Genomic DNA, 22,109 nt, shown 5'->3' on the forward strand with positions numbered 1-22,109 from the left:
CGATACCAAGGACGGTGGCCCCGTGACCGCTCCCGCCGGCTCCCTCCTCACCGCCGAGGACCTCCGCAAGGCGTACGGCCCCACCCTCGCGCTCGACGGCGCCGAGTTCTCCATCCACCCCGGCGAGGTCGTCGCCGTCATGGGCCCCTCGGGGTCGGGGAAGTCGACGCTGCTGCACTGCCTCGCCGGGATCGTGACGCCCGACTCGGGGTCGATCATGTACGACGGCCAGGAGATGGCGACGATGAACGACGCCCGCCGCAGCGCCCTGCGCCGCTCGGAGTTCGGGTTCGTGTTCCAGTTCGGCCAGCTCGTACCGGAGTTGACCTGCGTCGAGAACGTCGCCCTGCCGCTGCGGCTGAACGGCACGTCCCGCAAGGCCGCCGAGAAGACGGCGCTGGGCTGGATGGAGCGCCTTGAGGTGGACGACCTGTCCCGCAAGCGCCCCGGCGAGATCTCCGGCGGCCAGGGCCAACGCGTCGCGGTGGCACGGTCGTTGGTGACGAGCCCGCGTGTCCTGTTCGCCGACGAGCCGACCGGCGCGCTCGACTCCCTGAACGGCGAGCGCGTGATGGAGCTGCTGACGGAGGCGGCCCGCACGACGGGCGCGGCCGTCGTCCTGGTCACCCACGAGGCCCGCGTCGCCGCCTACTCGGACCGCGAGATCGTCGTCCGGGACGGCAAGTCGAGGGACATGGAGCGCGTCGTATGAGGAGCACGAGATCGTGGTCCCGGGACCTCGGCATGGGGATGCGGTTCGCGTTCGCCGGGGGCCGCGAGGGCTGGTCGAGGGCGCTGCTGACGGCCATGGGCGTGGGCCTCGGCGTCGCGCTGCTGCTGCTCGCGGCGGCCGTCCCGGGTGCGTTGAGCGCGCGGGACGCGCGGGACGCCGCGCGCTCGGACTGGTCGTACGACTCCGGGACCGAGCCGAAGAAGGGTGACGACACCGTCCTGGTGATCCGCGCCGACACGACGTTCCGCGACAAGGCGGTGCGCGGACGCCTGGTCGAGCCGGAGGGTCCGCGCGCTCCGCTGCCGCCCGGCGTGAAGGAGTACCCGAAGACCGGCGCGATGGTCGTCTCGCCGAAGCTGAGGGAACTCCTCGACTCCGGTTCGGGCAAGCTGCTGCGCGAGCGGCTGCCGTACGACATCGTGGGGACGATCGGCGACCAAGGCATCGTCGGTTCCCAGGAGTTGTCGTTCTACGCGGCCGTGCCGAACCTCGCGGAAAAGGCCCCCGATACCCAGGTCATGCGGTTGGACAAGTGGGGACGGACCGGCAAGCCGCCGTCCCAGGCGCCCGATCCGATCCTCGTCCTGCTCACCGTCATCGTGATCGTCGTGCTGCTCATGCCGGTCGGCGTGTTCATCTCGGCGGCCGTCCGCATCGGCGGCGAGCGGCGTGACAAACGGCTCGCGGCGCTGCGGCTCGTGGGGTCGGACGGGTTGATGACGCGGCGGATCGCGGCCGGCGAGGCGCTCGCGGGAGCGCTCCTCGGACTCGTGCTCGGCGCCGCGTTCTTCCTGATGGGCCGTCAACTGGCGGGCGAGATGGAGATGATGGACGTCAGCGTGCAGGCGCGCGACCTGGTCCCCTCGCCGCTGCTGACGCTGCTGGTGGTCGTCGCGGTGCCCGCCGCGGCCGTCGGCGTCACCCTGTTCACGCTGCGCGGCGTCGTCATCGAACCGCTCGGCGTGGTGCGTACGGCGCGTCCCTCGCGGCGCCGGCTGTGGTGGCGGCTGCTGCTGCCGATCGCCGGAGCCGGACTGCTCTACCCGATGATGGGCCAGGGCCGCGACGGAGGCACCTTCAACGAGTACCTCGTCGTCGGCGGCGTCCTCCTGCTGCTGGTCGGCGTCACCGCGCTGCTGCCGTGGCTGGTCGAGACGGTCGTCGCCCGGCTCGGTTCGGGCGGGGTGTCCTGGCAACTGGCCGTACGACGGCTCCAGTTGAGCAGCGGTACGGCGGCCCGGATGGTCAACGGGGTGGCCGTCGCGGTGGCCGGCGCGATCGCGCTCCAGATGCTGTTCGCCGGAGTGAGCGGTCAGTACACCGAGTCGACGGGAAAGGACACGACCCGCGCGGGGATGCAGGTGTCGGCGCAGTTCGACCAACTCGTCGACTACGAGACCGCGTTCGGCAAGACCGAGGGTGTGCGGCGGGCCTCCGCGCTCGCCACGGTCTACGTCGGTAACCGGGCGTACTTCAAGCCCGAGAACCAAAGCGGCCGTTACCTCCGGGCGACGATCGGGAGCTGCGAGAGCCTGAAGGAGGTCGCCCAACTGCCGACCTGTAAGGACGGGGACGTCTTCCGGATCGGCAGGGAGGACGGGACCTACGAGAGCTCCGACTACGACGTGGGCGGCAAGGACCAGGGCCTCCTCAAGGCGGGCAGCACGCTCTACTACAACGTGGACGACAACAGCGACGAGACGGCGCCGTGGACCGTGCCGAGCGGCGTGAAGCCCGCGCGGACCATCGACGACCCCACGGGGGACCGGCGCTACGGGGTGCTGATCACCCCGAAGGCCACGCCGAAGGGGATGGCGAAAGCCGCGTGGGGCAGCGTCTACCTCAGCCTCGACGACTCCGTCCCCGACGCGGCCGACTTCGTCCGCAACACGGCGGCCCGCCTCGACCCGGCGTCCGACCCGATGATGTGGCACGACACCAAGGTGTCCGAGGAGTACGACAAGATCCGTACGGGTCTGCTGGTCGGCGCGGCCTGCGTCCTCGGCCTGATCGGCGCGAGCCTGCTGGTCTCGCAGCTCGAACAGCTGCGTGAGCGGCGGAAGTTGCTCTCCGCGCTGGTCGCCTTCGGCACCCGGCGCCGGACCCTCTCCCTGTCCGTGCTGTGGCAGACGATGGTCCCGATCGCCCTCGGCCTGATCCTCGCCGCCGTCATCGGCATCGCACTCGGCGCGATCCTGCTCCGCATGACGAGCGAGAGCATCCACGTCGACTGGGCCGGAGCTCTCACGATGACCGGTATCGCGGCGGGGGTCGTCCTGCTGGTGACCCTGCTGAGCCTGCCGCCGCTGCTGAAGCTGCTGCGGCCGGACGGACTGCGCACGGAGTAGCGACTCCGGTTCCCCGTCGGCGCCTTGGGTGAGGGGGACCGGTACCGGGCGGCGTGGGGAAACAGGGCCGCCCTCGGGCGAGCGGGCCGTGGGGGCCTGCTCGCCCGACTCCCTTCCACGGCACGGCTTTTCACGGCCCGGTCTGCGAAGCCCCGACCGTCCGCACCGGCAACGCCCGCAGCGACTCCCGCAACGCCGCCGCCAGTTCGCGGTACTCGCCCGCCCGCGCCGCCCCCGTCCGCGTTACGAGGGCGATCCGCCGCGAGGGCGCCGGAGCCGCGAACGCCGACACCAGCAGATGCGGGCTGCGCGCCGTCTCCACCGTCACCGCCGTACTCGGCAGCAGCGTGCAGCCGAGGCCGCCCGCGACGAGCTGGACGAGGGTGGAGAGGCCGGCGGCCGTCGTCGTGACCGGGGTGTCGCCCCGGCCGGCTTCGCGGCAGATGTCGAGGGCCTGATCCCTCAAGCAGTGCCCCTCGTCGAGAAGAAGGAGGTTCAGCTCCCTCAACTTCTCCCGGGGGACGTCCCGTTGGCCGCCGAGGGGATGGTCCAGCGGAGTCACCAGGACGAAGTCCTCGTCGAACAGCGGGAGTTCGACGACGCCCGACACGCCCAGCGGGATCGCGAGCAGCAGCAGGTCCAGGCGGCCCGTCGTGAGGCCGTCCAGGAGACTCGTCGTCTGCTCCTCGTGGACCTGGAGGTCCAGCGCCGGGTAGCGGCCGTGCACCAGGTCGATGACCGTGGGCAGCAGGTACGGCGCGACGGTCGGGATCACCCCGAGGCGCAGCGCCCCCGTGAACGGCGCGCGCACCGCCTCCGCCTCCTCCAGCAGCGACCCGACCTCCGCGAGCACCGCCCGCGCCCGCACCGCGATGCGCTCGCCCGCCGGGGAGAGCAGCACCTTGCGCGTCGTCCGCTCCAGGAGCGTCACCTCCAGAGCCTCCTCCAGCGCGGCCACCGCCCCCGACAGCGCGGGCTGGCTCATGCCGATCGCCGCCGCCGCGTCCCGGAAGTGCAGGTGCTCGGCGACTGCGGCGAACGCCCTCAGCTGAGCGAGACTGGGCTGGCGCCTTCTGGCCCCGGCATTACCCACGGTCACTGATAACCACCTCCGATCAACACTCCCGAGTGTAGCTATTTCCGTAATTAATGCACCTTGTGCAAGCATCTGCGTCGTCCGACCCCCTCGACCCTCTCGCTACAAGGAGCGCTCATGCTCACTGTCGGTGACAAGTTCCCCGAGTTCGAACTGACCGCCTGTGTCTCGCTGGAGAAGGGGAAGGAGTTCGAGACGGTCCACCACAAGTCGTACGAGGGAAAGTGGCTGGTCGTCTTCGCGTGGCCCAAGGACTTCACCTTCGTGTGCCCCACCGAGATCGCCGCGTTCGGCAGGCTGAACGACGACTTCGCCGACCGTGACGCCCAGATCCTCGGCTTCTCCGGCGACTCCGAGTTCGTCCACCACGCCTGGCGCAAGGACCACGACGACCTGCGCGACCTGCCGTTCCCGATGCTGGCGGACTCCCGGCACGAGCTGATGCGCGACCTCGGCATCGAGGGCGAGGACGGCTTCGCCCAGCGCGCCGTCTTCATCGTGGACCCCAACAAGGAGATCCAGTTCACGATGGTCACCGCCGGGTCCGTCGGCCGGAACCCCAAGGAGGTGCTGCGCGTGCTGGACGCCCTCCAGACCGACGAGCTGTGCCCCTGCAACTGGACCAAGGGCGAGGCGACCCTCGACCCCACCAAACTCCTGGCGGGTGAGTGACGTTGAGTCTCGACGCCCTCAAGTCCCGGATACCCGACTACGCCAAGGACCTCCGCCTCAACCTGAGTTCGGTCATCGCCAACTCCGAACTCCCGCCGCAGCAGCTGTGGGGCACGGTCCTGGCGACGGCCATCGCCTCCCGCTCACCCGTCGTCCTGCGTGAACTCGCCCCGGACGCGCGGGAGATGCTGTCGCCGGAGGCGTACCGGGCCGCGAAGTCGGCCGCCGCGGTCATGGCGATGAACAACGTCTTCTACCGCACCCGGCACCTGCTCTCGGACCACGAGTACGGCAACCTCCGCGCGGGCCTGCGCATGAACATCATCGGCAACCCCGGCGTCGAGAAGGTCGACTTCGAGCTGTGGTCGTTCGCGGTGTCGGCGATCAACGCGTGCGGGGCGTGTCTGGACTCGCACGAACAGGTGTTGCGGAAGGCGGGAGTCGACCGCGAGGTGATCCAGGAGGCGTTCAAGATCGCCTCGGTGATCCAGGCGGTCGGGGTCACGCTGGAGGCGGAGGAGATTCTCGGGGACTGACATACGCGTACGGCGGCCCCGCTGAGCGGGGCCGCCGTAGTGCGTTGGCGCCGACGGCCCAGCTCCCCTCACCGCCAGGAGGGTTACGCCCCGTCCCGGAACCCCGATCCCGACCCTGAACCGGACCCCCCCGGCGGCCTCCCCCTGCGCGGCAGCGGCCCCGCACCCCCCGGCAACCTCCCCGCCTCCTGCAACGCCTTCCGCAACAGGAACTCGATCTGCGCGTTGGCGGACCGCAGTTCGTCACCGGCCCACCGGGCCAGCGCGTCGTAGACGGACGGGTCCAGCCGCAGCAGGACCTGCTTGCGCTGCGGCCGACGCTCGCCGGGAGAGGGGGAGGAGGTCACTGGTAGAGGGTCCCGGTGTTGAGGACGGGCTGGGGCGCGCGGTCCCCGCAGAGGACCACCATCAGGTTGGACACCATCGCCGCCTTGCGCTCGTTGTCGAGTTCCACGATGTCCTGCTCGGTGATGCGGGCGAGCGCCGCCTCGACCATGCCCACCGCGCCGTCGACGATCTCGCGCCGGGCCGCGACGACCGCGCCCGCCTGCTGCCGCTGAAGCATCGCGGAGGCGATCTCAGGAGCGTACGCGAGATGCGTGAAGCGCGACTCGATGATCTGGACACCGGCGGTGTCGACGCGCTCGCGCAGTTCGACGGCCAGCTTCTCGGTGATCTCCTCGGCGTTGCCGCGCAGGGAGAGACCGCCCTCGTCGTGGGCGTCGTAGGGGTACTCGATGGCGATGTGCCGGACGGCCGCCTCGGTCTGCGTGGAGACGAACTCCAGGTAGTTGTCGACCTCGAAGCTCGCCTGAGCGGTGTCCTCGACCCGCCACACGACGACGGCGGCCAGCTCGATGGGGTTGCCGTACGCGTCGTTGACCTTCAGCACGGGCGTCTCGTGATTGCGCACCCGCGTCGAGATCTTCGCGCGGGACGAGAACGGGTTCACCCACCGCAGCCCGTCGTCCCGCAGCGTCCCCCGGTACCGCCCGAAGAGCTGCACGACCCGCGCCTCACCCGGCGCGATCATGTTGAGCCCGGTGAGGACGAAGAGCGCGACGACGGCGACGACGATGCCGCCGGTGATGAGGACGGCCTTGGCGGCGACGGCCGTGACGGCGGCGGCCGAGATCGCCGCGCCGATGCCGCCGAACAGCCCGAGGAGCCCGAGCGACAGGGCGAGCCCGCCGCCGACGCTGTGCGCCGGGAACTCTCGTACCGGATTGTCCGTCATGTTCTGTTCGGTCATGGGATGTCCCCCCGAGGTCACTAGCGTTGGTCTAGCTAAGTGATATCACTTTTTCGGCTCACGGCAACCCTTGGGCGTTCGGAAGCGTCGAAAACGTTGGGGAGGAACGGGTGTGCCCCTGGGGCCCGTTGTGCCCGGGTGCTCATTCTCACGCCCGTAAGAGTCCGCATCGGCGGACCTTTGTCATAGAGAGCGATGTTAGTTTTCTGAGCTGACCTGCCCACCGGGGCTGATCTGCCTCACGGGCACTGGAGTGACTGCCGAGAAGGAAGCGGAGCGAGCGGACTCATGGGACGAGCGGACGACAGACGTGCGCGACAGCGCGGTGGCCGCCGCGCCGCGCCCAGGGAACGCTCGGAGCAGGTGGCCACGGAGCCGCCCGCGGGTCCTTCGTACGAGGCTCCCGGCGCCGCTCCCGGCGGCCCTCCCGGCGCCTCGGAGCCGATACCCGGCGGCCGGGCGGCAGCGCGCCGCGCGGCACAAAAGAACGGTAAGAAAAAGGGTAAGGACGCGACCGGCCCCAAGGGCAAGGACGGCCGTAGCTTCCTGCGCAGGATGTTCACCTGGAAGAAGATCCTGGGGACGTTCCTCGGCGTGTGCCTCCTCGGCATCGGCACCTTCATCGCCGCGTACATGATGATCGACATCCCGGCCGGGAACGCCGACGCGCTCAAGCAGAGCAACGTCATCCGCTACAGCGACGGCACGGTCCTCGCCCGCGACGGCGACCTCAACCGCGAGAACGTCGCCCTCTCCAAGATCCCGAAGGACGTCCAGCGCACCTTCGTCGCCGCCGAGAACAAGACCTTCTACAGCGACTCCGGCATCGACCTCAAGGGCACCGCCCGAGGCATCCTCAACACCATCGCCGGGCGCGGCGCGCAGGGCGGTTCGACCATCACCCAGCAGTACGTCAAGAACTACTACCTCACCCAGGAACAGACGGTCACCCGCAAGCTCCAGGAGATCGTCATCTCCCTGAAGCTGGACCGCCAGAAGTCCAAGGACTACATCCTCGCCGGGTACATCAACACGAGCTACTACGGCCGTGGCGCGTACGGCATCCAGGCGGCGGCCCAGGCGTACTACCGCGTCGACGCGGACCGCCTCAGCGTCGAACAGGGCGCCTACCTCGCCGCCCTCCTCCAGGCCCCCAGCCAGTACGACTGGGCGGCGGCCACCCCGACCGGCAAGAAGCTCGTCCAGGCCCGCTGGAACTACGTCCTGGACAACATGGTCGGCCAGAAGTGGCTGGACAAGACCAAGCGGGACGCGATGACGTTCCCGATCCCGCTCGACCCCAAGCCCGCCGCCGGCAACAAGGGCCAGGTCGGCTACCTCGTCGACGCGGCGAAGAAGGAACTCTCCCGGCAACTCGTCGCCACCGGCCGCGCCGCCAGCAGGTCCGAGGCCGATGCCCTGGTCACCCGGGGCGGCTGGACCATCACCCTCAACATCGACAAGAAGAAGCAGGCGGCGCTCGAAACGTCCGTCAAGGAGCAGCTCACCAGCAAGCTGGACAAGAAGAAACGCTCCGTGGACGGCGACGTCCAGGCCGGGGCCGCATCCGTCGACCCGAAGACCGGGAAGGTCCTCGCGATGTACGGCGGTACGGACTACCTGGAGCACTACCTCAACAACGCGACCCGCACCGACTACCAGCCGGCGTCCACGTTCAAGCCCGTCATCCTCGCCGCCGCCCTCGCGCACGACGCGAAGACACAGGACGGCGACACGATCAACGTGAACTCGATGTACGACGGCACCAGCAAACGCCCGGTCGTCGGCAGTCCGATCGGGTTCGCGCCGGAGAACGAGGACGACCAGGACTACGGCCAGGTCACCGTCCAGACGGCGATGAACAAGTCCATCAACTCGGTGTTCGCCCAGCTCGGTGTGGACGTCGGGATGGACAAGGTGATGGACACCGCCAAGGCGCTGGGCATGGACACCGCCGACCTGAAGGCCGTCCCCGCGCAGACCCTCGGCACCATGGGGGCGAGCCCGCTCCAGATGGCGGGGGTGTACGCCACTCTCGACAACCACGGCAAGAAGGTCACCCCGGCGCTCATCGAGGAGGCCGAGTCCTCCACGATCACCATCAAGCCGAACCCGATCGGCGAACAGGTCATCACCCGCGAGGCCGCCGACACGGTCACGTCCGTCCTGACCGGCGTGGTCGACGACGGTACGGCCAAGACGTCCGTGCGGGACAACCCGAACCGCAACGGGCAGAAGGTCGCGGGCAAGACGGGTACCTCGGACGACAACAAGTCGGCCTGGTTCACGGCCTATACGCCGGACCTGGTGACGTCGGTCGGCCTCTTCGGCGAGTCCGCGAAGCCGCCGCACCCGCAGGTCACGCTGACCGGCGCGACCGGGCTGATCCCCGGCAAGGGCCGTATCAACGGCGGTGGTTACCCGGCGCAGATCTGGGCCGACTACACGTTCGGCGTCTCCTCGAAGGTCTCCAAGTTCGACCTGGAGACCACGCAGGGCGCGGCGGTCCAGCCGACGGTCACGGCCACCCCGTCCCCGAGCCCCTCGCCGAAGCCGAGCAACTCCCCTTCGCCGTCCCCGTCCCCGAGCAAGTCGCCCAGCCCGTCCCCGACCCCGACCCCGACGAACTCCCCGTCGCCGTCGTCGAGTCCGACCCCGAGCAACTCCCCGACCCCGACACCGACGGGCGGGGACACGCTGGGAACGAGCGGGGGGAACCCGTTCGAGCCGAGAGAAGGCCAGTAACAAGAAAGAGGCGCCCAGTACTTGGAAGTACGGGGCGCCTCTTTCTTGCCTGCTGTCAGTTCCTGTTCAGCTCGAACCAGACAACCTTGCCGGTGGAGAGCCGCGTAGCCCCCCACCGCCGGGCCAGCTTGTTGACGAGGTACAGCCCCCGCCCGCCCTCGTCCGTCGCGCGAGCGTTCCGCAGCCGGGGCAACTGCGGTACGTCGTCCCCGACTTCGCAGCGCAGGACGTCGGTCCGCAGCAGCCTCAGCGTCACCGGCCGGGAGGCGTACCGCACCGCGTTGGTGACGACCTCGCTCACCAACAGCTCGACGGAATCGCTGAGTTCCTCAAGTCCCCAGCGAGCCAGCGCCCTTCGCGCGAGCCGCCGCGCACGGCCGGGCGCCGCGTCCTCCGGCTCCAGGAACCAGTACGCGACGTCACTGGGCGCGATCCCGTCGAAGCGCGCGGCGAGCAGCGCGATGTCGTCGTCCCGGTCACCGGGACCGAGCATGTCGAGCACCTCGTCGCACAGCGCTTCGAGCGGCGGCGGATGATCGGGCCCGGTCAGCTGCGCGGTCGCGGCGAGCTTCTCGCGCAGGGCCTCTATCCCGGTCCAGACGTCCCGCAGCCGGGACTCCACGAGCCCGTCGGTGTACAGGAGCAGCGTCCCGCCGGCCGGCGCGTCCAGTTCGACGGCCTCGAAGTCGACTCCCCCGACTCCGATGGGCGCGTTCGGCGGCACCTTGAGGACCTCGGCCCGGCCGCCGAGGTGCAGCAGGACGGGCGGCGGATGACCGGCGTTGGCGACGGTGATGCGGTGCGACACCGGGTCGTACACCGCGTAGAGGCAGGTGGCCATGCGGTCCTGGCCGAGCCGCTGGGCCTGCTCGTCGAGGTGGTGCAGGACCTCCTGGGGCGGCAGGTCGAGCCCGGCCAAGGTCTGGGCGGTCGTACGGAGCTGGCCCATGATCGCGGCGGACGTCATCGAGTGGCCCATGACGTCGCCGACGACGAGGGCGACGCGGCTGCCGGGCAGCGGGATCGCGTCGTACCAGTCGCCGCCGACGCGGGCCGTCTCGGCGGCGGGGAGGTAGCGGGAGGCGAGGCGGACGCCGGTGGGGCGGGGGAGGTGGTCGGGCAGCATCGTGCGCTGCAACTCGTCCGCGATGTACGCCTCACGGCCGTACAGGACCGCCTTGTCGATGCCCAGCGCGCTGTGCGTGGCCAGTTGGGCGGCCACCAGCAGGTCGTCCGGCTCGAAGGGGAAGCGGTCCGCGCGGCGGATGAAGACCGTCGCGCCGATCACCCGGCGCCGACCGCGCAACGGCGCGAGAATCGCGCGCTGCCCGCCGGGGACGACCAACTGGCTGTCCTCACCGAGGAGTTCCGGCAGCGCGGCGCGTGCGGCGGGCGCGTCAGCGAACACCGGCCGTACCCCGCGCAGCACCTCCGCGAGCGCCCCGCCCTGCCGTACCTCGCACAACTCGGCGATCGCGGACGACAGTTCGGAGATCTCGGACGGCTCGGGCAGCGGCGCCGGGATGATGAACCCGGCCTCCGAGTCCTGCTCCTCGGGGATGCGGTCGGTACGGCGCAGGCGCAGCACCAGGGGTCCGGTGGGCCGTTCGTCGCCGACCGGCAGCGGGTCGCGCAGGTAGACGAGGATCGCGTCGGAGAAGGTCGGCACGGTCGCCCGGCACAGGCCCATCACGATCTCGTCGAGGTCGATGCCGCGCGCGATGCGCCGGGTGGCCGCGCCGACGAACCTGAGCCGGTCCCCGTCGCGCCGCATCGGCGTCGGCTGGCCCGGCGGCAGGCCCTCGCCCTTGCGCCGCTCCTGCGGCACTGCGCCGCCCGGCTGCGCGGGGATGGACTCCGGTGAGGGCCGGGGGCGGTGCGCGTCGGGCTCCGCGGCCACCGGCTGCGAGTGCTCGGGGTCCTTGCCCATGTCGCTCGCGTTGCTTGTGCCGCTTGTGCCGCTGGGGTTGCTCGGGTTGTCACCGCCCGGCTCGTACGGCGGTGTCTCCAGTGCCGCGGTGCCCGGCGTGTGCGCCGGGGAACGCAGGAGCGCCCCGCGGGGATCCGCGGGGTCGGCGCCCTGAGGGCGTTCGAAGGAGGTCGGGTGCTCCGTCACGCGTGTCGAATCCGTCCGTCCGGGGCTGCGCGCCGTACGCGCAGTCGGTCCCGCAGAAAATCCGATACCCGGAATACGTGTCCCCGGAACGGGAAACCGGCGTGAGCGCAGGCTGTTTCCGTGCCGGCCGGTGACGGCTTGCCGCCGTCCGGCCCGGTGTTGCCCTCGTACCCCTCGCTCACGTCCTGCCGCCCCTCGGTGACGTTCGGTCAGACCTGGTGTCTGCTCCGGGAGTTACTGCCGCACTGCCCTTCCGGACGACGATCCTACGGTTGCCGTCCCGGGGCGCATCAAGGGTCTCATGGTGAAGCATGCATGGGGGTACGGTCCCAGTCCTGCGGCAGAACGGGGACGTTCCAGGACGGATCCGGGCGCCAGCTCTCCCAGCCGTCCCGGTACGGCGCCCCCCAGGCGCGGATCACCTCCACCGCGGCGAGCCCCGCCGCGCGCACCCGCGCCGCCGCCTCGGTGTCCATCAGCCCGACCCGCTGCGCCTGCGCGAACTCGTCCTCGTCGAGCCATTCCCAACTCCGGTCCGGATGTACGCAGATGTCGAGGAAGTGGTCCTCGGAGTCCACGCCGCCCGCCCAACGGGCCAGCGGCTCCTCCAGATTGACGTACCAGTTCTTGAACTGCCAGCCCGGTTCCCAGAACAGCCACACCGACCACGGCTCGCCGGGCCGCGCGAGCTTCAGGACGCCGGTCCCGAACCAGCGGCCCCGCCGGAGGGTACGGGGCTTCGTGTACCGCGTCTCCAGCGGCTCCTGGTGCACCGGGGTGCCGTCCGCGAGGCCCGGCTTCACGCAGTCCGTGCCGGGCGCGAGCCAGACCGCGAGGAGGTCGGCGTCGTCCCGTACGACGGTGACGGGGCGGGCGATGTGGAAGCCCTCCGAGCCGTTGGCCCGGTAGCGCCACAGGACGGGGGTGCCCGGCGCCCAGCGGACCGGCGGGGAGCCACCCGTCACCGAACCGTTCACGCCGCTCACCGCTCCCTCGTCTGCCATGACCAGATATTAGGTGCCCAGGCCAATCAGCGCTGTGGCTTCGGTCATGGTTCTCGCGATCTTAAAGCTGCGTCACCGCTGGTTACGGATGTGTCATCCGCAGGACATCCAGCGCCTCGTCGAGCTGCTCGACCGTCAGATCCCCCCTCTCCACGTACCCGCCCTCGACGACCACCTGCCGGATCGTCTTCCTCTCCGCGAGCGCCTTCTTGGCGACCTTCGCGGCCTCCTCGTACCCGATGTACTTGTTGAGCGGCGTCACCACCGACGGCGACGACTCGGCGTACTCGCGCGCGCGTTCGCGGTGCGCCACGATGCCGTCGACCGTGCGGTCCGCGAGCAGGCGCGAGACGTTCGCCAGCAGGCGGACCGACTCCAGGACGTTCTTCGCGATCACCGGGAGCATCACGTTCAGCTCGAAGTTGCCGGCCGCGCCCGCCGTCGCGACCGTCGCGTCATTGCCCGTGACCTGCGCCGCGACCATCAACACCGCTTCCGGGATCACCGGGTTGACCTTGCCCGGCATGATCGAGGAGCCCGGCTGGAGGTCGGGGAGCGAGATCTCGGCGAGGCCCGTGCGGGGCCCCGACGACATCCAGCGCAGGTCGTTGGCGATCTTCGTGAGGCCGACCGCGATCGTCCTGAGCTGTCCGCTGGTCTCGACGATGCCGTCCCGCGCGCCCTGCGCCTCGAAGTGGTCGCGGGCCTCCGTGAGCGGCAGGCCGGTCGCGCGGGCCACCTCCGCGATCACCGCCGCCGAGAAGCCGGGCGGAGTGTTGATGCCGGTGCCCACCGCCGTGCCGCCGAGGGGGAGTTCGGCGAGGCGGGGGAGCGAGGCGCGCAGGCGCTCGACGCCGTACGTCACCTGCGCGGCGTACCCACCGAACTCCTGTCCCAGCGTGACCGGGGTCGCGTCCATCAGGTGCGTGCGCCCCGACTTGACGACGTCCGCGAACTCCCGCGACTTGCGGGTCAGGGACGCCGCGAGGTGCTCCAGGGCCGGGATCAGGTCGTGCGTGACCGCCGCCGTCGCCGCGATGTGGATCGACGAGGGGAAGACGTCGTTCGACGACTGGGAGGCGTTCACATGGTCGTTGGGGTGCACGTCCTTGCCGAGGCGCTCCGTCGCCAGGGTCGCGATCACCTCGTTCGCGTTCATGTTGGACGACGTTCCCGAGCCCGTCTGGAACACGTCCACCGGGAAGTGCTCGTCCCACTTCCCCTCGGCGACCTCCGCCGCGGCCTCCTGGATCGCCCGCGCGATGTCCGCGTCCAGCACCTTGAGCTCGGCGTTGACCTTCGCCGCCGCGCCCTTGATGCGGGCCAGCGCCTCGATGTGCGCGCGCTCGATGCGCTGGCCGGAGACCGGGAAGTTCTCCACGGCCCGCTGCGTCTGGGCCCGCCACTTCGCGTGCGCCGGGACTCTGACCTCGCCCATGGAGTCGTGCTCGATGCGGTAGTCGCTCATGTCCCGTACAGCGAACGGGGTCGCTCACTTGTTCCTGGCGGGGCGGATGTTCACCCGATCCGGTGAGGTCGGCCGCACAGCCGGAGGCGGTACCTGCGGCGGCGACGGCGGGCCCGAGCGCGGTGAAGGAGACGAGCCCTCGGTATCGAAAGCACACGGCCATCGGCAACAGGCGCATATGCCTCCCACGGCTGCCGCCCGCCGACCCGTTATTCCCGTGCGCCGCCCCCGCCGACCCCCGTAACCTTCCTCGCAAGGCGGGGTCGTAGCACAGAGGTAGTGCGCCGCGACATCATCTCGGAGGACGCCGGTTCGAATCCGGCCGCCCCGCCCCTTCAGTCGTACGCGTTGCTCATCCGGGAGCCGCCGGAACCGGATTCTCCGGATCGTCGAGCCAGACGGTCTCCGCGTCGGCGGTGACGGTCAGGCCGAACCGTCCGAAGCCGGGTTTCCCCTGCTCGTGCCACCACCTGTACGCCGATGCGGCCTCGTCCCAGAGGCGGCGCGGCCCCGCCTGCCATACGCGTGCGGGAGAGCCGTCGTGGAACACCGCGCACGCCCACGAGCGGTCGGTGAGTCCGTAGAACCACACAGGGCGTTTCCCGTCCCGCTTCTCAGCGGCGACGTGAACGCACTCGCGGAGACTCGCCCCGACGGCGAACCGCCGTGGATCGAAGCGTTCCCCGAGGAAGTCGCCTTCCGTGATCGTGGTGGACGACCTCTCGCGGTCGGGAGAGCCGTCGACGTAGTCGGAGTGGACGATGGACGGGAGTCGTTGAGTCCGTGCCTTCATGAACTCGACGGGGCCGGTGAAGGGGCCCGTGGCACTTTCGCCGTCCCCGGCGACCGCCAATCGGACAACGGCGTCGTCATGGCCGTAGTGCGTTCCCCAAGGGGCGACGATGACGCCGCCCGGCCGGCACTGGCGCACCCACGCGAAGGGCACGGAACGGATCCCGCACGTCGCGATGACCCTGTCGTACGGGGCTCCCTCCCAAACCCCCTTGAGCCCGTCGCCCAGCACGACCCGCACCGGGAGTACGCCTCGCGCCTGAGCCGCGACTCCGGGGTCGACCTCGACCGTGGTGACGTTCCCGGCGCCCAGCCGGTGTGCCAGCAGAGCCGCGTTCCAGCCGGTGCCGGTGCCGATCTCCAGTACGCGGTGCCCTGGCCGTACGCCGAGATCCCGGAGCATCCTGAGCACGACGGACGGCATGGACGCGGACGACGTCGCGACGCCCCCGGGCTCCGGGCCCACATGCTCTTCGTCGTCCCACTGCGTGACCAGGGGGACGTCCGACTCCGCATACCGCCACCAGAGTTCCGGCTCGGCCGGCCTCGACACGGGCACGCACCTCCCCGTCTCCATGTCGAACGGCCAGACGAGGTCGGGGAGGAACGGGGCACGGGGGACCGCGGCGAAGGAGGGCGCCCAGTCGGAAGAGAGGGCACCCCCGGCCGCGAGAACACGCCCCAACTCTTCCCAGCCGGGACTCAACTGACCCGCTTCTTGGGCGGGTTGGGGACGCCGGGGCCACCGTCCGGGGTGGGCGGGGCGGGCGGTCCGGGCCAGGGCTCGCCGGGCAGGCCGTCTCCGCCGCCAGTCATGTCAAGCATGTCGAGCACCTCCAGATGTGCGGTGGTTTCTCGTGGGCTTCTCAGGATGTGCGGTCGATCTCGAACCAGATGGTCTTTCCGACCGCGTAGTGGTCGTTGACCATGCGCGCGTCGACATGCCAACGGTCGGCCAAAGCCGCCACCAGCTGGAGACCCCGCCCTGCGTCGGCGTCCACGTCGGCATGCCGGAGGGTCGGGAATTCGTTGGAAGCGTCCGAGACCTCGATCCGTAGGGTTTCAGGGCTGAGCATGAATACGGTCTCGATCTCCCGGCCCGGCGGAACGTGTGCATGATTCACCGAGTTGGTCATCAGCTCGGAAAGCAGGAGAACGGCAACATCCTCCAGCTCGACCCCGCCTTGATTCGCCAGGTACTTCCGCAGCTGCGCCCTCGCCAGCCGAACGCATTTCGGATTCCTCTTCCAGCTCCACCGCATGACATCTGAAGCCGGGGCTTCCTCCTGAGTGACGTCGGCCATTCGACCCCCTTGTCCGCCTTGTTGCTGTCCTGACCCACGGTAGTGACGAGACGGGAGCACATCCATTGTTATTGGCGTTGTCGGGTGAAAATCATGGACCACTCGGCCAGAAGGGTCCGGAACTTGTCGCCAAACACTGCGTATCGCTTGTATGCCTCGAAGTCGCTTAAGTAGGCAGTCACGTCTCTGTGGTCACGCAATATCAGAGCGCCTGTGCCAGTTTCCACGGTGGCGAGGCGGCGGTCATAGAGCGTGAATGTGTTGAGTGGTCGTTCTGGAATATGTCCGCCCAGCGGGATCACTCCTATGTGAACGTTCGGAAAGCGGGAGACTGATGCGAGCCGGTCGAGTTGCATGGCCATGGCCATGGGGGGCAGGAGTGGCCACCTGACCGCTTGTTCGGTCAGAATGAAGGTGAACGACTTCGAGTTGTCGTAGAGAACCTGTTGCCGTTCCAGCTTCTTCGCGATGGTCTTCGACTGGTCGCCAGGAACATCGGCAATGCTCGCGCGCACGTATTCGGGTGTGGCGAGGAGCCCGGTAATCATGGAGAGCAGGAAGAATCGGAACTCTGTCGAGACTGCTTCGAGTCTAGCTAGCTCGTTCTGTTTCTTGTCCAATCCTTTGCGGCGAGACGACCAGTGGTCTTGCCATTCGGTATTGGCCGTCCTGGCCAGTGAAAGAATCTCGGCCGCAATGGGAGTGTCGGCTCCGAGGGCTTCCAGGATCAATTCAACGTCGACAAGAGAGGGAGTGAGCTTGCCGCTCTCGATGTTACTCACCTTGGTTTGAGACATGTTGCAGCGGCGAGCGAGCCAGGATTGTGTTTTCCCGGCTCGTCTGCGCTGGCCTCTCAGGGCTTCCGCTAGGTCAGACCTGGATTGACCTAGGCTTTCGGGCTCAAACGTCAATGCCCTTCACGTACTCCTCAAGGGGCATCGACTCGGCTACCGCGATGAGCTGGTATTCGATGAACCTGGCCACATCCCCTTCGTAGACTTCGCGGTTTATCTGCTGCCCGTCCGGGCGGTAATTCATCAGCACCACTTCGGCGTGGTCGAACATCCAGAAGTCCTGAACGCCGGCCAGCGGGTTGTCCCGGTCGGTCACGTCGAGAATGCGGATCCGCTCACCCGCCAGCGAGTGCGGCGCGTAATACTGAGCGAACTCGAATTGCAGATAGTCCGTCAGTGGTCGCGTAACGATGTGCACGCGCCCTTGGATGCGCCCTTCTGCGGCTTGTCGGCGCAGCCGGTCGGTGTACTCGTTCGACACGGCTTGGGGGTCTATTCGGGCCCCCGCTTTGAACGCCTCGAACTCGGCTGCTTCCTGCGGCATGAGGTACTGGGGCAGGGTCTCAAGTCTCCACGCTTCCCGCTGAAACCCTTCGAAGCGTGCCGCCCACTCCTCACCAGCCAAGAACACGAACCGCCTCCCTCAGTACGCTCTCGGGGATCTCCACAAGCCCTTCACCCTCGGACGGCGTGAACGCCTGGGAAAGGTCGCCCTGGACCACGAACGAGCCGTTGGCGGTGCGGTAGACGTTCGGGCAGTCGTCCTTGCCGCAGTTGCCGTCTCCGTCGCCGGTGAGCCGGGTCAGTTCCACGCGTGCCATGCCGAAACCCCCTTGTGGCTGGCCCTTGTCGGGGCCTGTGGTCATGACGGTACGAGGGGCCGGAATCCTCGTCCATGAGGCAACGTCAATATTCGCGTAGTCGGGTAAATCGAGGCCCCACGGGCAGCAGCAGAGCCCCCGGCAGGGTGCCGAGGGCTCTGTGAGTCTGTCGGGAGGCGGCTCAGACCAGCCCGGGCCCCCGTACCGGAATCGTCGTGAACGTAGGCGCAGGCGCCGGGTCCTGGAAGAAGTCGTTGCCCTTGTCGTCCACGACGATGAACGCGGGGAAGTCCTCCACCTCGATCTTCCACACCGCCTCCATGCCGAGCTCCTCGTACTCGACGACCTCGACCTTCTTGATGCAGTCCTGGGCGAGGCGGGCGGCGGGGCCGCCGATGGAGCCGAGGTAGAAGCCGCCGTGGGTGTCGCAGGCGGCGGTGACCTGCTGGGAGCGGTTGCCCTTGGCGAGCATGACCTTGGAGCCGCCGGCGGCCTGGAACTGGGCGACGTACGAGTCCATGCGGCCGGCTGTCGTGGGGCCGAAGGAGCCGGACGCGTAGCCCTCGGGGGTCTTCGCCGGGCCCGCGTAGTAGACCGGGTGGTCCTTCAGGTACTGGGGCATCTCCTCGCCCGCGTCGAGCCGTTCCTTGATCTTCGCGTGGGCGATGTCGCGGGCGACGACCAGCGGGCCGGAGAGCGAGAGGCGGGTCTTGACGGGGTACTTGGTCAGCTCGGCGAGGATCGTGTCCATCGGCTGGTTGAGGTCGATGCGGACGACGCCCTCCTCGTCGGCGGAGAGGTGCTCGTCCGTCGTCTCCGGCAGGAACCGCGCGGGGTCGGTCTCCAGCTGCTCCAGGAACACGCCCTCGGCGGTGATCTTCGCGACGGCCTGCCGGTCGGCGGAGCAGGAGACGGCGATGGCGACGGGGCAGGAGGCGCCGTGGCGCGGGAGGCGGACGACGCGGACGTCGTGGCAGAAGTACTTGCCGCCGAACTGCGCGCCGATGCCGATCTTCTGGGTCAGCTCGAAGACCTTCTCCTCCAGCTCCTTGTCCCGGAAGCCGTGCCCGAGCGCGGAGCCCTCGGTGGGGGCCTCGTCGAGGTAGTGCGCGGAGGCGTACTTCGCGGTCTTGAGGGCGTACTCCGCCGACGTGCCGCCGACGACGATCGCGAGGTGGTACGGCGGGCAGGCGGCCGTACCGAGCGAACGGATCTTCTCCTCCAGGAACTTCATCATGGAGGCCTCGTTCAGGACCGCCTTGGTCTCCTGGTAGAGGAAGGACTTGTTGGCGGAGCCGCCGCCCTTGGCCATGAAGAGGAACTTGTAGGCGCCGCCGTCGGTGGCGTACAGCTCGATCTGCGCGGGCAGGTTGGAGCCGGTGTTCTTCTCCTCCCACATGGTGATCGGGGCCATCTGGGAGTAGCGCAGGTTGAGGTTCAGGTACGCGTCGTAGATGCCGCGGCTGAGGGCCTCCTCGTCGCCCCCGCGCGTGAGGACGTTCTGGCCGCGCTTGCCCATGACGATCGCCGTGCCGGTGTCCTGGCACATGGGCAGGACGCCCGCCGCCGCGATGTTCGCGTTCTTGAGGAGGTCGAGGGCGACGAACTTGTCGTTGGAGGACGCCTCGGGGTCGTCGACGATCCGGCGCAGCTGCGCGAGGTGCGCGGGGCGCAGGTAGTGCTGGATGTCGTGGATGGCCTCCTCGGCGAGCTTGCGCAGCGCCTCGGGCTCGACCTGGAGGAACGTGCGACCGTCCGGCCCCTCGACGGTGGAGACGCCTTCGGAGGTCACCAGCCGGTAGGGCGTGGTGTCCTCTCCCAGGGGCAGCAGATCGGTGTACGCGAACTCAGGCATCGACGCCCATTCCTCATTCGACGGGGTGGCGGTCGGCGGTCGGCGCGGGGGCCGGCCTCCGTTGGCGAGCGCTGTCCAGCGTAGAACCTGCCACCGACAACGCCCCGGTGAGGCAAGGCTTAGTTCGATGATAATGAAAATCCCGTGGGGGTGTCGCGATCTATCGTGTTTCGCTACGCTGCTGTCGTGGACCTTCAGAAGCACACGCCGCCACAGCCCGCCCCGGCCCCCACCGACCTGCGCGCCTCGGACGCCGACCGTGACCGCGTCGCCGACATCCTCCGTGACGCCCTGGCCGAGGGCCGCCTCACAGCCGACGAGCACGCCGAGCGCGTCGAGGGCGTACTCGCCGCGAAGACGGTCGGCGAGCTGGAGGTGTTCGTCCAGGACCTCCCGGCCCCCGGCCAGAGCCGTACGGCGCCCCCGCCCCGCCCGGCGGGCCCCCCGCTGCCCGCCGACCCGGACGACAACATCGTCGCCGTCTTCAGCAGCGCCACCCGGCGCGGGCGCTGGCGCGCGGGGCGCCGTATCCACGCGTACGCGGTCTTCGGCAGCGTGGAGATCGACCTCAGCGAGGCCCTGTTCGAGTACCAGCAGGTCGTCGTCAAGGCGTACGCGGTGTTCGGCAGCGTCGAGGTCCGCGTCCCGGAGAACGTCTCGCTGCGCGGGAACGGCGGCGGCATCCTCGGCAGCTTCGAGGTCGACACGATGGACTCGGGCGATCCGGACGCGCCGGTGGTGCATCTGGACGGCTGGGCGGTGCTCGGCAGCGTGGAGGGCAAGCCCCGGCGCGGGCGCCTCGTCGCGGACATTCTCGATCGGGTTCAGCGCAAGGTGGATCGCGGTTTGCGCAAGCATCTGGACCGTTGACGCTCGTGAAGGGATGCGAAACCCGCGGTTCGGAACTCAGTGCATAGGTGCGCGTACAGCGGGTAGGGCTTGCTGCATCGCCTCTCGCAATCGTCTCTCGCTCGCGAAGCCGTCGTCAGGAGTAGACCGTGCCGCAACCGCCGCATTCGTCCCTGGTAGCTGCCGTTCCGGCCCAGCGGGTGCCCGTGCGGGACCAAGACGCCCCATGGCATACGGAGGCGGTGTGCCGTCGCGACGAGGCCGGACTGTTCTTCGCCCCCTCCAAGGAACCCACCGCGGCCCGCCTCTCCCGCGAGGAGGCCGCCAAGCGCGTCTGCGCCCGCTGTCCGGTCATGGTCCAGTGCCGCGAACACGCGCTGCTCCAGCCGGAGCCGTACGGCGTCTGGGGCGGGCTGACGGCGGCCGAGCGCCGCGTCGTCCTCGCGCGCAGGCGCCGCAGGGAGCTGGAGCTGAAGAAGGCGACGCGAGCGGCCGACAGCACCAGGGTCGCGCAGGCGGGTTGAGGAAACCCGCTCGCAGGAGCAGGAGAGGGCGTTCCCTGGGGAACGCCCTCGTTCTTGCTCCCGCCGCTCCCGCCGTTTCTACTTCGCCCGGTCGAAATCCACCGCGCTGTAGGCCCGCAGCTTCCGCAGCCGGTGCTCGGAGTCGATCCGCCGCACGGTCCCCGACTTCGAGCGCATGACGATGGAGTCGGTGGTGGCCGTCTCCGAGCGGTAGCGGACGCCGCGCAGCAGCTCCCCGTCCGTGATGCCGGTGGCGACGAAGAAGACGTTCTCGCCCGTGACGAGATCCTCGGTCGTGAGGACGCGGTCGAGGTCGTGGCCGGCGTCGAGGGCCCGCTCGCGCTCCTCCGCGTCCTTGGGCCAGAGCTTGCCCTGGATGACGCCGCCGAGGCACTTCACGGCGCAGGCGGAGATGATGCCCTCAGGGGTGCCGCCGATGCCGAGCAGGAGGTCGATGCCGGTGCCCTCGCGCAGGGCGAGGATGGAACCGGCCACGTCGCCGTCGGAGATCAGCTTGATGCGGGCGCCCGCGCGCCGGACCTCGTCGATGATGCCGGCGTGCCGGGGGCGGTCGAGGATGACGACGGTGACGTCCTCGGGCTTGGCCCGCTTCGCCTTGGCGACCCGCCGGATGTTGACCTCGACAGGCGCGTTGATGTCGACGAACTCGGCGGCCTCGGGCCCGGTGACGAGCTTGTCCATGTAGAAGACGGCCGACGGGTCGAACATCGCGCCCCGCTCGGTCGCCGCGAGGACGGCGATCGCGTTCGGCATCCCCTTGGCCGTGAGGGTCGTCCCGTCGATGGGGTCGACGGCGATGTCGACCTCGGGCCCGGTCCCGTCCCCGACCCGCTCGCCGTTGAACAGCATCGGCGCCTCGTCCTTCTCGCCCTCCCCGATGACGACGACGCCGTTCATCGAGACGGTCGAGACGAGCGTGCGCATCGCGCGTACGGCGGCCCCGTCGGCGCCGTTCTTGTCGCCGCGCCCGACCCACCGGCCCGCGGCCATCGCGGCGGCCTCGGTCACCCGGACGAGTTCGAGGGCGAGGTTGCGGTCGGGGGCCTCGGAGGGGACGTCCAGCTCGGACGGCAAGTGATGGTGCTCGGACACGAAGCGCACCTTTCTGACCGATACGACGACGGCCGGGGCGAGGTTCTGACTCCTGACTCTAACTCCAGTACGAAAAAATGAGCAGGG

The 22,109-nt window shown here is 69.4% G+C and carries 21 protein-coding genes; 7 read left to right on the forward strand and 14 right to left on the reverse strand.

Annotated elements, in window-relative coordinates:
• Positions 1–22: 22 nt before the first annotated feature.
• Complete coding sequence (locus ACQCO7_RS27580; protein WP_010352750.1) at positions 23–712, forward strand: ABC transporter ATP-binding protein; 690 nt, start codon at positions 23–25, stop codon at positions 710–712.
• Positions 709–3,081 (forward strand): ABC transporter permease, encoded by a 2,373-nt coding sequence (locus tag ACQCO7_RS27585; protein WP_464074331.1) that lies wholly within the window; start codon positions 709–711, stop codon positions 3,079–3,081. The genes ACQCO7_RS27580 and ACQCO7_RS27585 overlap by 4 nt, the downstream gene beginning before the upstream one ends.
• Positions 3,082–3,211: 130 nt before the next feature.
• On the opposite strand, the gene ACQCO7_RS27590 is transcribed toward ACQCO7_RS27585, so the two are convergent.
• A complete protein-coding gene (locus ACQCO7_RS27590) occupies positions 3,212–4,180 on the reverse strand; it encodes a LysR substrate-binding domain-containing protein (protein WP_464074332.1) in 969 nt (322 codons plus the stop codon).
• Positions 4,181–4,294: 114 nt separating this feature from the next.
• Between ACQCO7_RS27590 and ACQCO7_RS27595 the strand changes: the two genes are divergently transcribed.
• Entirely contained in the window at positions 4,295–4,849 is a 555-nt protein-coding gene (locus ACQCO7_RS27595) for a peroxiredoxin (RefSeq protein ID WP_464074333.1), read from the forward strand.
• A 2-nt stretch (positions 4,850–4,851) separates the two neighbouring features.
• Positions 4,852–5,385 carry an alkyl hydroperoxide reductase gene (locus tag ACQCO7_RS27600; RefSeq protein WP_464074334.1) on the forward strand — a complete coding sequence of 178 codons (534 nt, stop codon included), beginning with the start codon at positions 4,852–4,854 and terminating at the stop codon, positions 5,383–5,385.
• Between the two features lie 83 nt (positions 5,386–5,468).
• Here ACQCO7_RS27600 and ACQCO7_RS27605 read toward each other — a convergent pair whose 3' ends face one another.
• Together ACQCO7_RS27605 and ACQCO7_RS27610 are read right to left on the reverse strand one after the other, a co-directional pair.
• A complete protein-coding gene (locus ACQCO7_RS27605; RefSeq protein ID WP_464074335.1) occupies positions 5,469–5,732 on the reverse strand; it encodes a type II toxin-antitoxin system antitoxin in 264 nt (87 codons plus the stop codon).
• Complete coding sequence (locus ACQCO7_RS27610; protein ID WP_464074336.1) at positions 5,729–6,637, reverse strand: SPFH domain-containing protein; 909 nt, start codon at positions 6,635–6,637, stop codon at positions 5,729–5,731. Before ACQCO7_RS27610 ends, ACQCO7_RS27605 begins: the two co-directional genes overlap by 4 nt.
• A 288-nt stretch (positions 6,638–6,925) precedes the next feature.
• Here ACQCO7_RS27610 and ACQCO7_RS27615 point away from each other — a divergent pair, with 288 nt between their 5' ends.
• The gene (locus ACQCO7_RS27615; protein WP_464074337.1) at positions 6,926–9,382 is read left to right on the forward strand and encodes a transglycosylase domain-containing protein; all 2,457 of its coding nucleotides are present in this window, start codon (positions 6,926–6,928) and stop codon (positions 9,380–9,382) included.
• Between the two features lie 55 nt (positions 9,383–9,437).
• On the opposite strand, the gene ACQCO7_RS27620 is transcribed toward ACQCO7_RS27615, so the two are convergent.
• The 10 genes from ACQCO7_RS27620 to ACQCO7_RS27665 all read right to left on the reverse strand — a co-directional run bounded on the left by ACQCO7_RS27620 (position 9,438) and on the right by ACQCO7_RS27665 (position 19,536).
• Positions 9,438–11,498, reverse strand: coding sequence for a SpoIIE family protein phosphatase (locus ACQCO7_RS27620; RefSeq protein WP_464074338.1), 2,061 nt, complete (start codon positions 11,496–11,498; stop codon positions 9,438–9,440).
• 299 nt (positions 11,499–11,797) lie between these two features.
• Positions 11,798–12,502, reverse strand: coding sequence for a cytidylyl-2-hydroxypropylphosphonate hydrolase (gene fomD, locus ACQCO7_RS27625; protein ID WP_464074339.1), 705 nt, complete (start codon positions 12,500–12,502; stop codon positions 11,798–11,800).
• 82 nt (positions 12,503–12,584) lie between these two features.
• Positions 12,585–13,970 carry a class II fumarate hydratase gene (locus tag ACQCO7_RS27630; protein ID WP_464074340.1) on the reverse strand — a complete coding sequence of 462 codons (1,386 nt, stop codon included), beginning with the start codon at positions 13,968–13,970 and terminating at the stop codon, positions 12,585–12,587.
• A gap of 352 nt (positions 13,971–14,322) precedes the next feature.
• A complete protein-coding gene (locus tag ACQCO7_RS27635) occupies positions 14,323–15,447 on the reverse strand; it encodes a methyltransferase domain-containing protein (RefSeq protein WP_464077303.1) in 1,125 nt (374 codons plus the stop codon).
• A 17-nt stretch (positions 15,448–15,464) separates the two neighbouring features.
• Complete coding sequence (locus tag ACQCO7_RS27640) at positions 15,465–15,587, reverse strand: hypothetical protein (RefSeq protein WP_464074341.1); 123 nt, start codon at positions 15,585–15,587, stop codon at positions 15,465–15,467.
• A 41-nt stretch (positions 15,588–15,628) separates the two neighbouring features.
• On the reverse strand, positions 15,629–16,066 hold the full coding sequence (locus tag ACQCO7_RS27645) for an ATP-binding protein (RefSeq protein ID WP_464074342.1): 438 nt from the start codon (positions 16,064–16,066) through the stop codon (positions 15,629–15,631).
• A 68-nt stretch (positions 16,067–16,134) separates the two neighbouring features.
• Positions 16,135–16,977: a helix-turn-helix domain-containing protein gene (locus tag ACQCO7_RS27650; protein WP_464074343.1), complete on the reverse strand. Its 843-nt coding sequence runs from the start codon at positions 16,975–16,977 to the stop codon at positions 16,135–16,137.
• Positions 16,967–17,491, reverse strand: coding sequence for a DUF6879 family protein (locus ACQCO7_RS27655; RefSeq protein WP_464074344.1), 525 nt, complete (start codon positions 17,489–17,491; stop codon positions 16,967–16,969). The genes ACQCO7_RS27650 and ACQCO7_RS27655 overlap by 11 nt, the downstream gene beginning before the upstream one ends.
• On the reverse strand, positions 17,475–17,681 hold the full coding sequence (locus tag ACQCO7_RS27660; protein WP_464074345.1) for a hypothetical protein: 207 nt from the start codon (positions 17,679–17,681) through the stop codon (positions 17,475–17,477). Before ACQCO7_RS27660 ends, ACQCO7_RS27655 begins: the two co-directional genes overlap by 17 nt.
• A 181-nt stretch (positions 17,682–17,862) precedes the next feature.
• Positions 17,863–19,536: a fumarate hydratase gene (locus ACQCO7_RS27665; RefSeq protein ID WP_464074346.1), complete on the reverse strand. Its 1,674-nt coding sequence runs from the start codon at positions 19,534–19,536 to the stop codon at positions 17,863–17,865.
• Positions 19,537–19,722: 186 nt separating this feature from the next.
• On the opposite strand from ACQCO7_RS27665, the gene ACQCO7_RS27670 reads away from it, so the two are divergent.
• Positions 19,723–20,406 carry a DUF1707 SHOCT-like domain-containing protein gene (locus tag ACQCO7_RS27670; protein WP_464074347.1) on the forward strand — a complete coding sequence of 228 codons (684 nt, stop codon included), beginning with the start codon at positions 19,723–19,725 and terminating at the stop codon, positions 20,404–20,406.
• Between the two features lie 128 nt (positions 20,407–20,534).
• Entirely contained in the window at positions 20,535–20,909 is a 375-nt protein-coding gene (locus tag ACQCO7_RS27675) for a WhiB family transcriptional regulator (protein WP_464074348.1), read from the forward strand.
• Positions 20,910–20,987: 78 nt separating this feature from the next.
• On the opposite strand, the gene glpX is transcribed toward ACQCO7_RS27675, so the two are convergent.
• Complete coding sequence (gene glpX / locus ACQCO7_RS27680) at positions 20,988–22,022, reverse strand: class II fructose-bisphosphatase (protein ID WP_464074349.1); 1,035 nt, start codon at positions 22,020–22,022, stop codon at positions 20,988–20,990.
• Between the last annotated feature and the right edge of the window lie 87 nt (positions 22,023–22,109).

The organism is Streptomyces saintjeani, assembly GCF_055409605.1.

What these genes read in the sequence shown, in the direction of transcription:
- ACQCO7_RS27585 (WP_464074331.1), top strand. Translation starts at nt 709, where the DNA reads ATGAGGAGCACGAGATCGTGGTCCCGGGACCTCGGCATGGGGATGCGG.
- ACQCO7_RS27595 (WP_464074333.1), top strand. Translation starts at nt 4,295, where the DNA reads ATGCTCACTGTCGGTGACAAGTTCCCCGAGTTCGAACTGACCGCCTGT.
- ACQCO7_RS27610 (WP_464074336.1), bottom strand. Translation starts at nt 6,637, where the DNA reads ATGACCGAACAGAACATGACGGACAATCCGGTACGAGAGTTCCCGGCG.
- ACQCO7_RS27615 (WP_464074337.1), top strand. Translation starts at nt 6,926, where the DNA reads ATGGGACGAGCGGACGACAGACGTGCGCGACAGCGCGGTGGCCGCCGC.
- fomD (WP_464074339.1), bottom strand. Translation starts at nt 12,502, where the DNA reads ATGGCAGACGAGGGAGCGGTGAGCGGCGTGAACGGTTCGGTGACGGGT.
- ACQCO7_RS27630 (WP_464074340.1), bottom strand. Translation starts at nt 13,970, where the DNA reads ATGAGCGACTACCGCATCGAGCACGACTCCATGGGCGAGGTCAGAGTC.
- ACQCO7_RS27640 (WP_464074341.1), bottom strand. Translation starts at nt 15,587, where the DNA reads ATGCTTGACATGACTGGCGGCGGAGACGGCCTGCCCGGCGAGCCCTGG.
- ACQCO7_RS27645 (WP_464074342.1), bottom strand. Translation starts at nt 16,066, where the DNA reads ATGGCCGACGTCACTCAGGAGGAAGCCCCGGCTTCAGATGTCATGCGG.
- ACQCO7_RS27660 (WP_464074345.1), bottom strand. Translation starts at nt 17,681, where the DNA reads ATGGCACGCGTGGAACTGACCCGGCTCACCGGCGACGGAGACGGCAAC.
- ACQCO7_RS27665 (WP_464074346.1), bottom strand. Translation starts at nt 19,536, where the DNA reads ATGCCTGAGTTCGCGTACACCGATCTGCTGCCCCTGGGAGAGGACACC.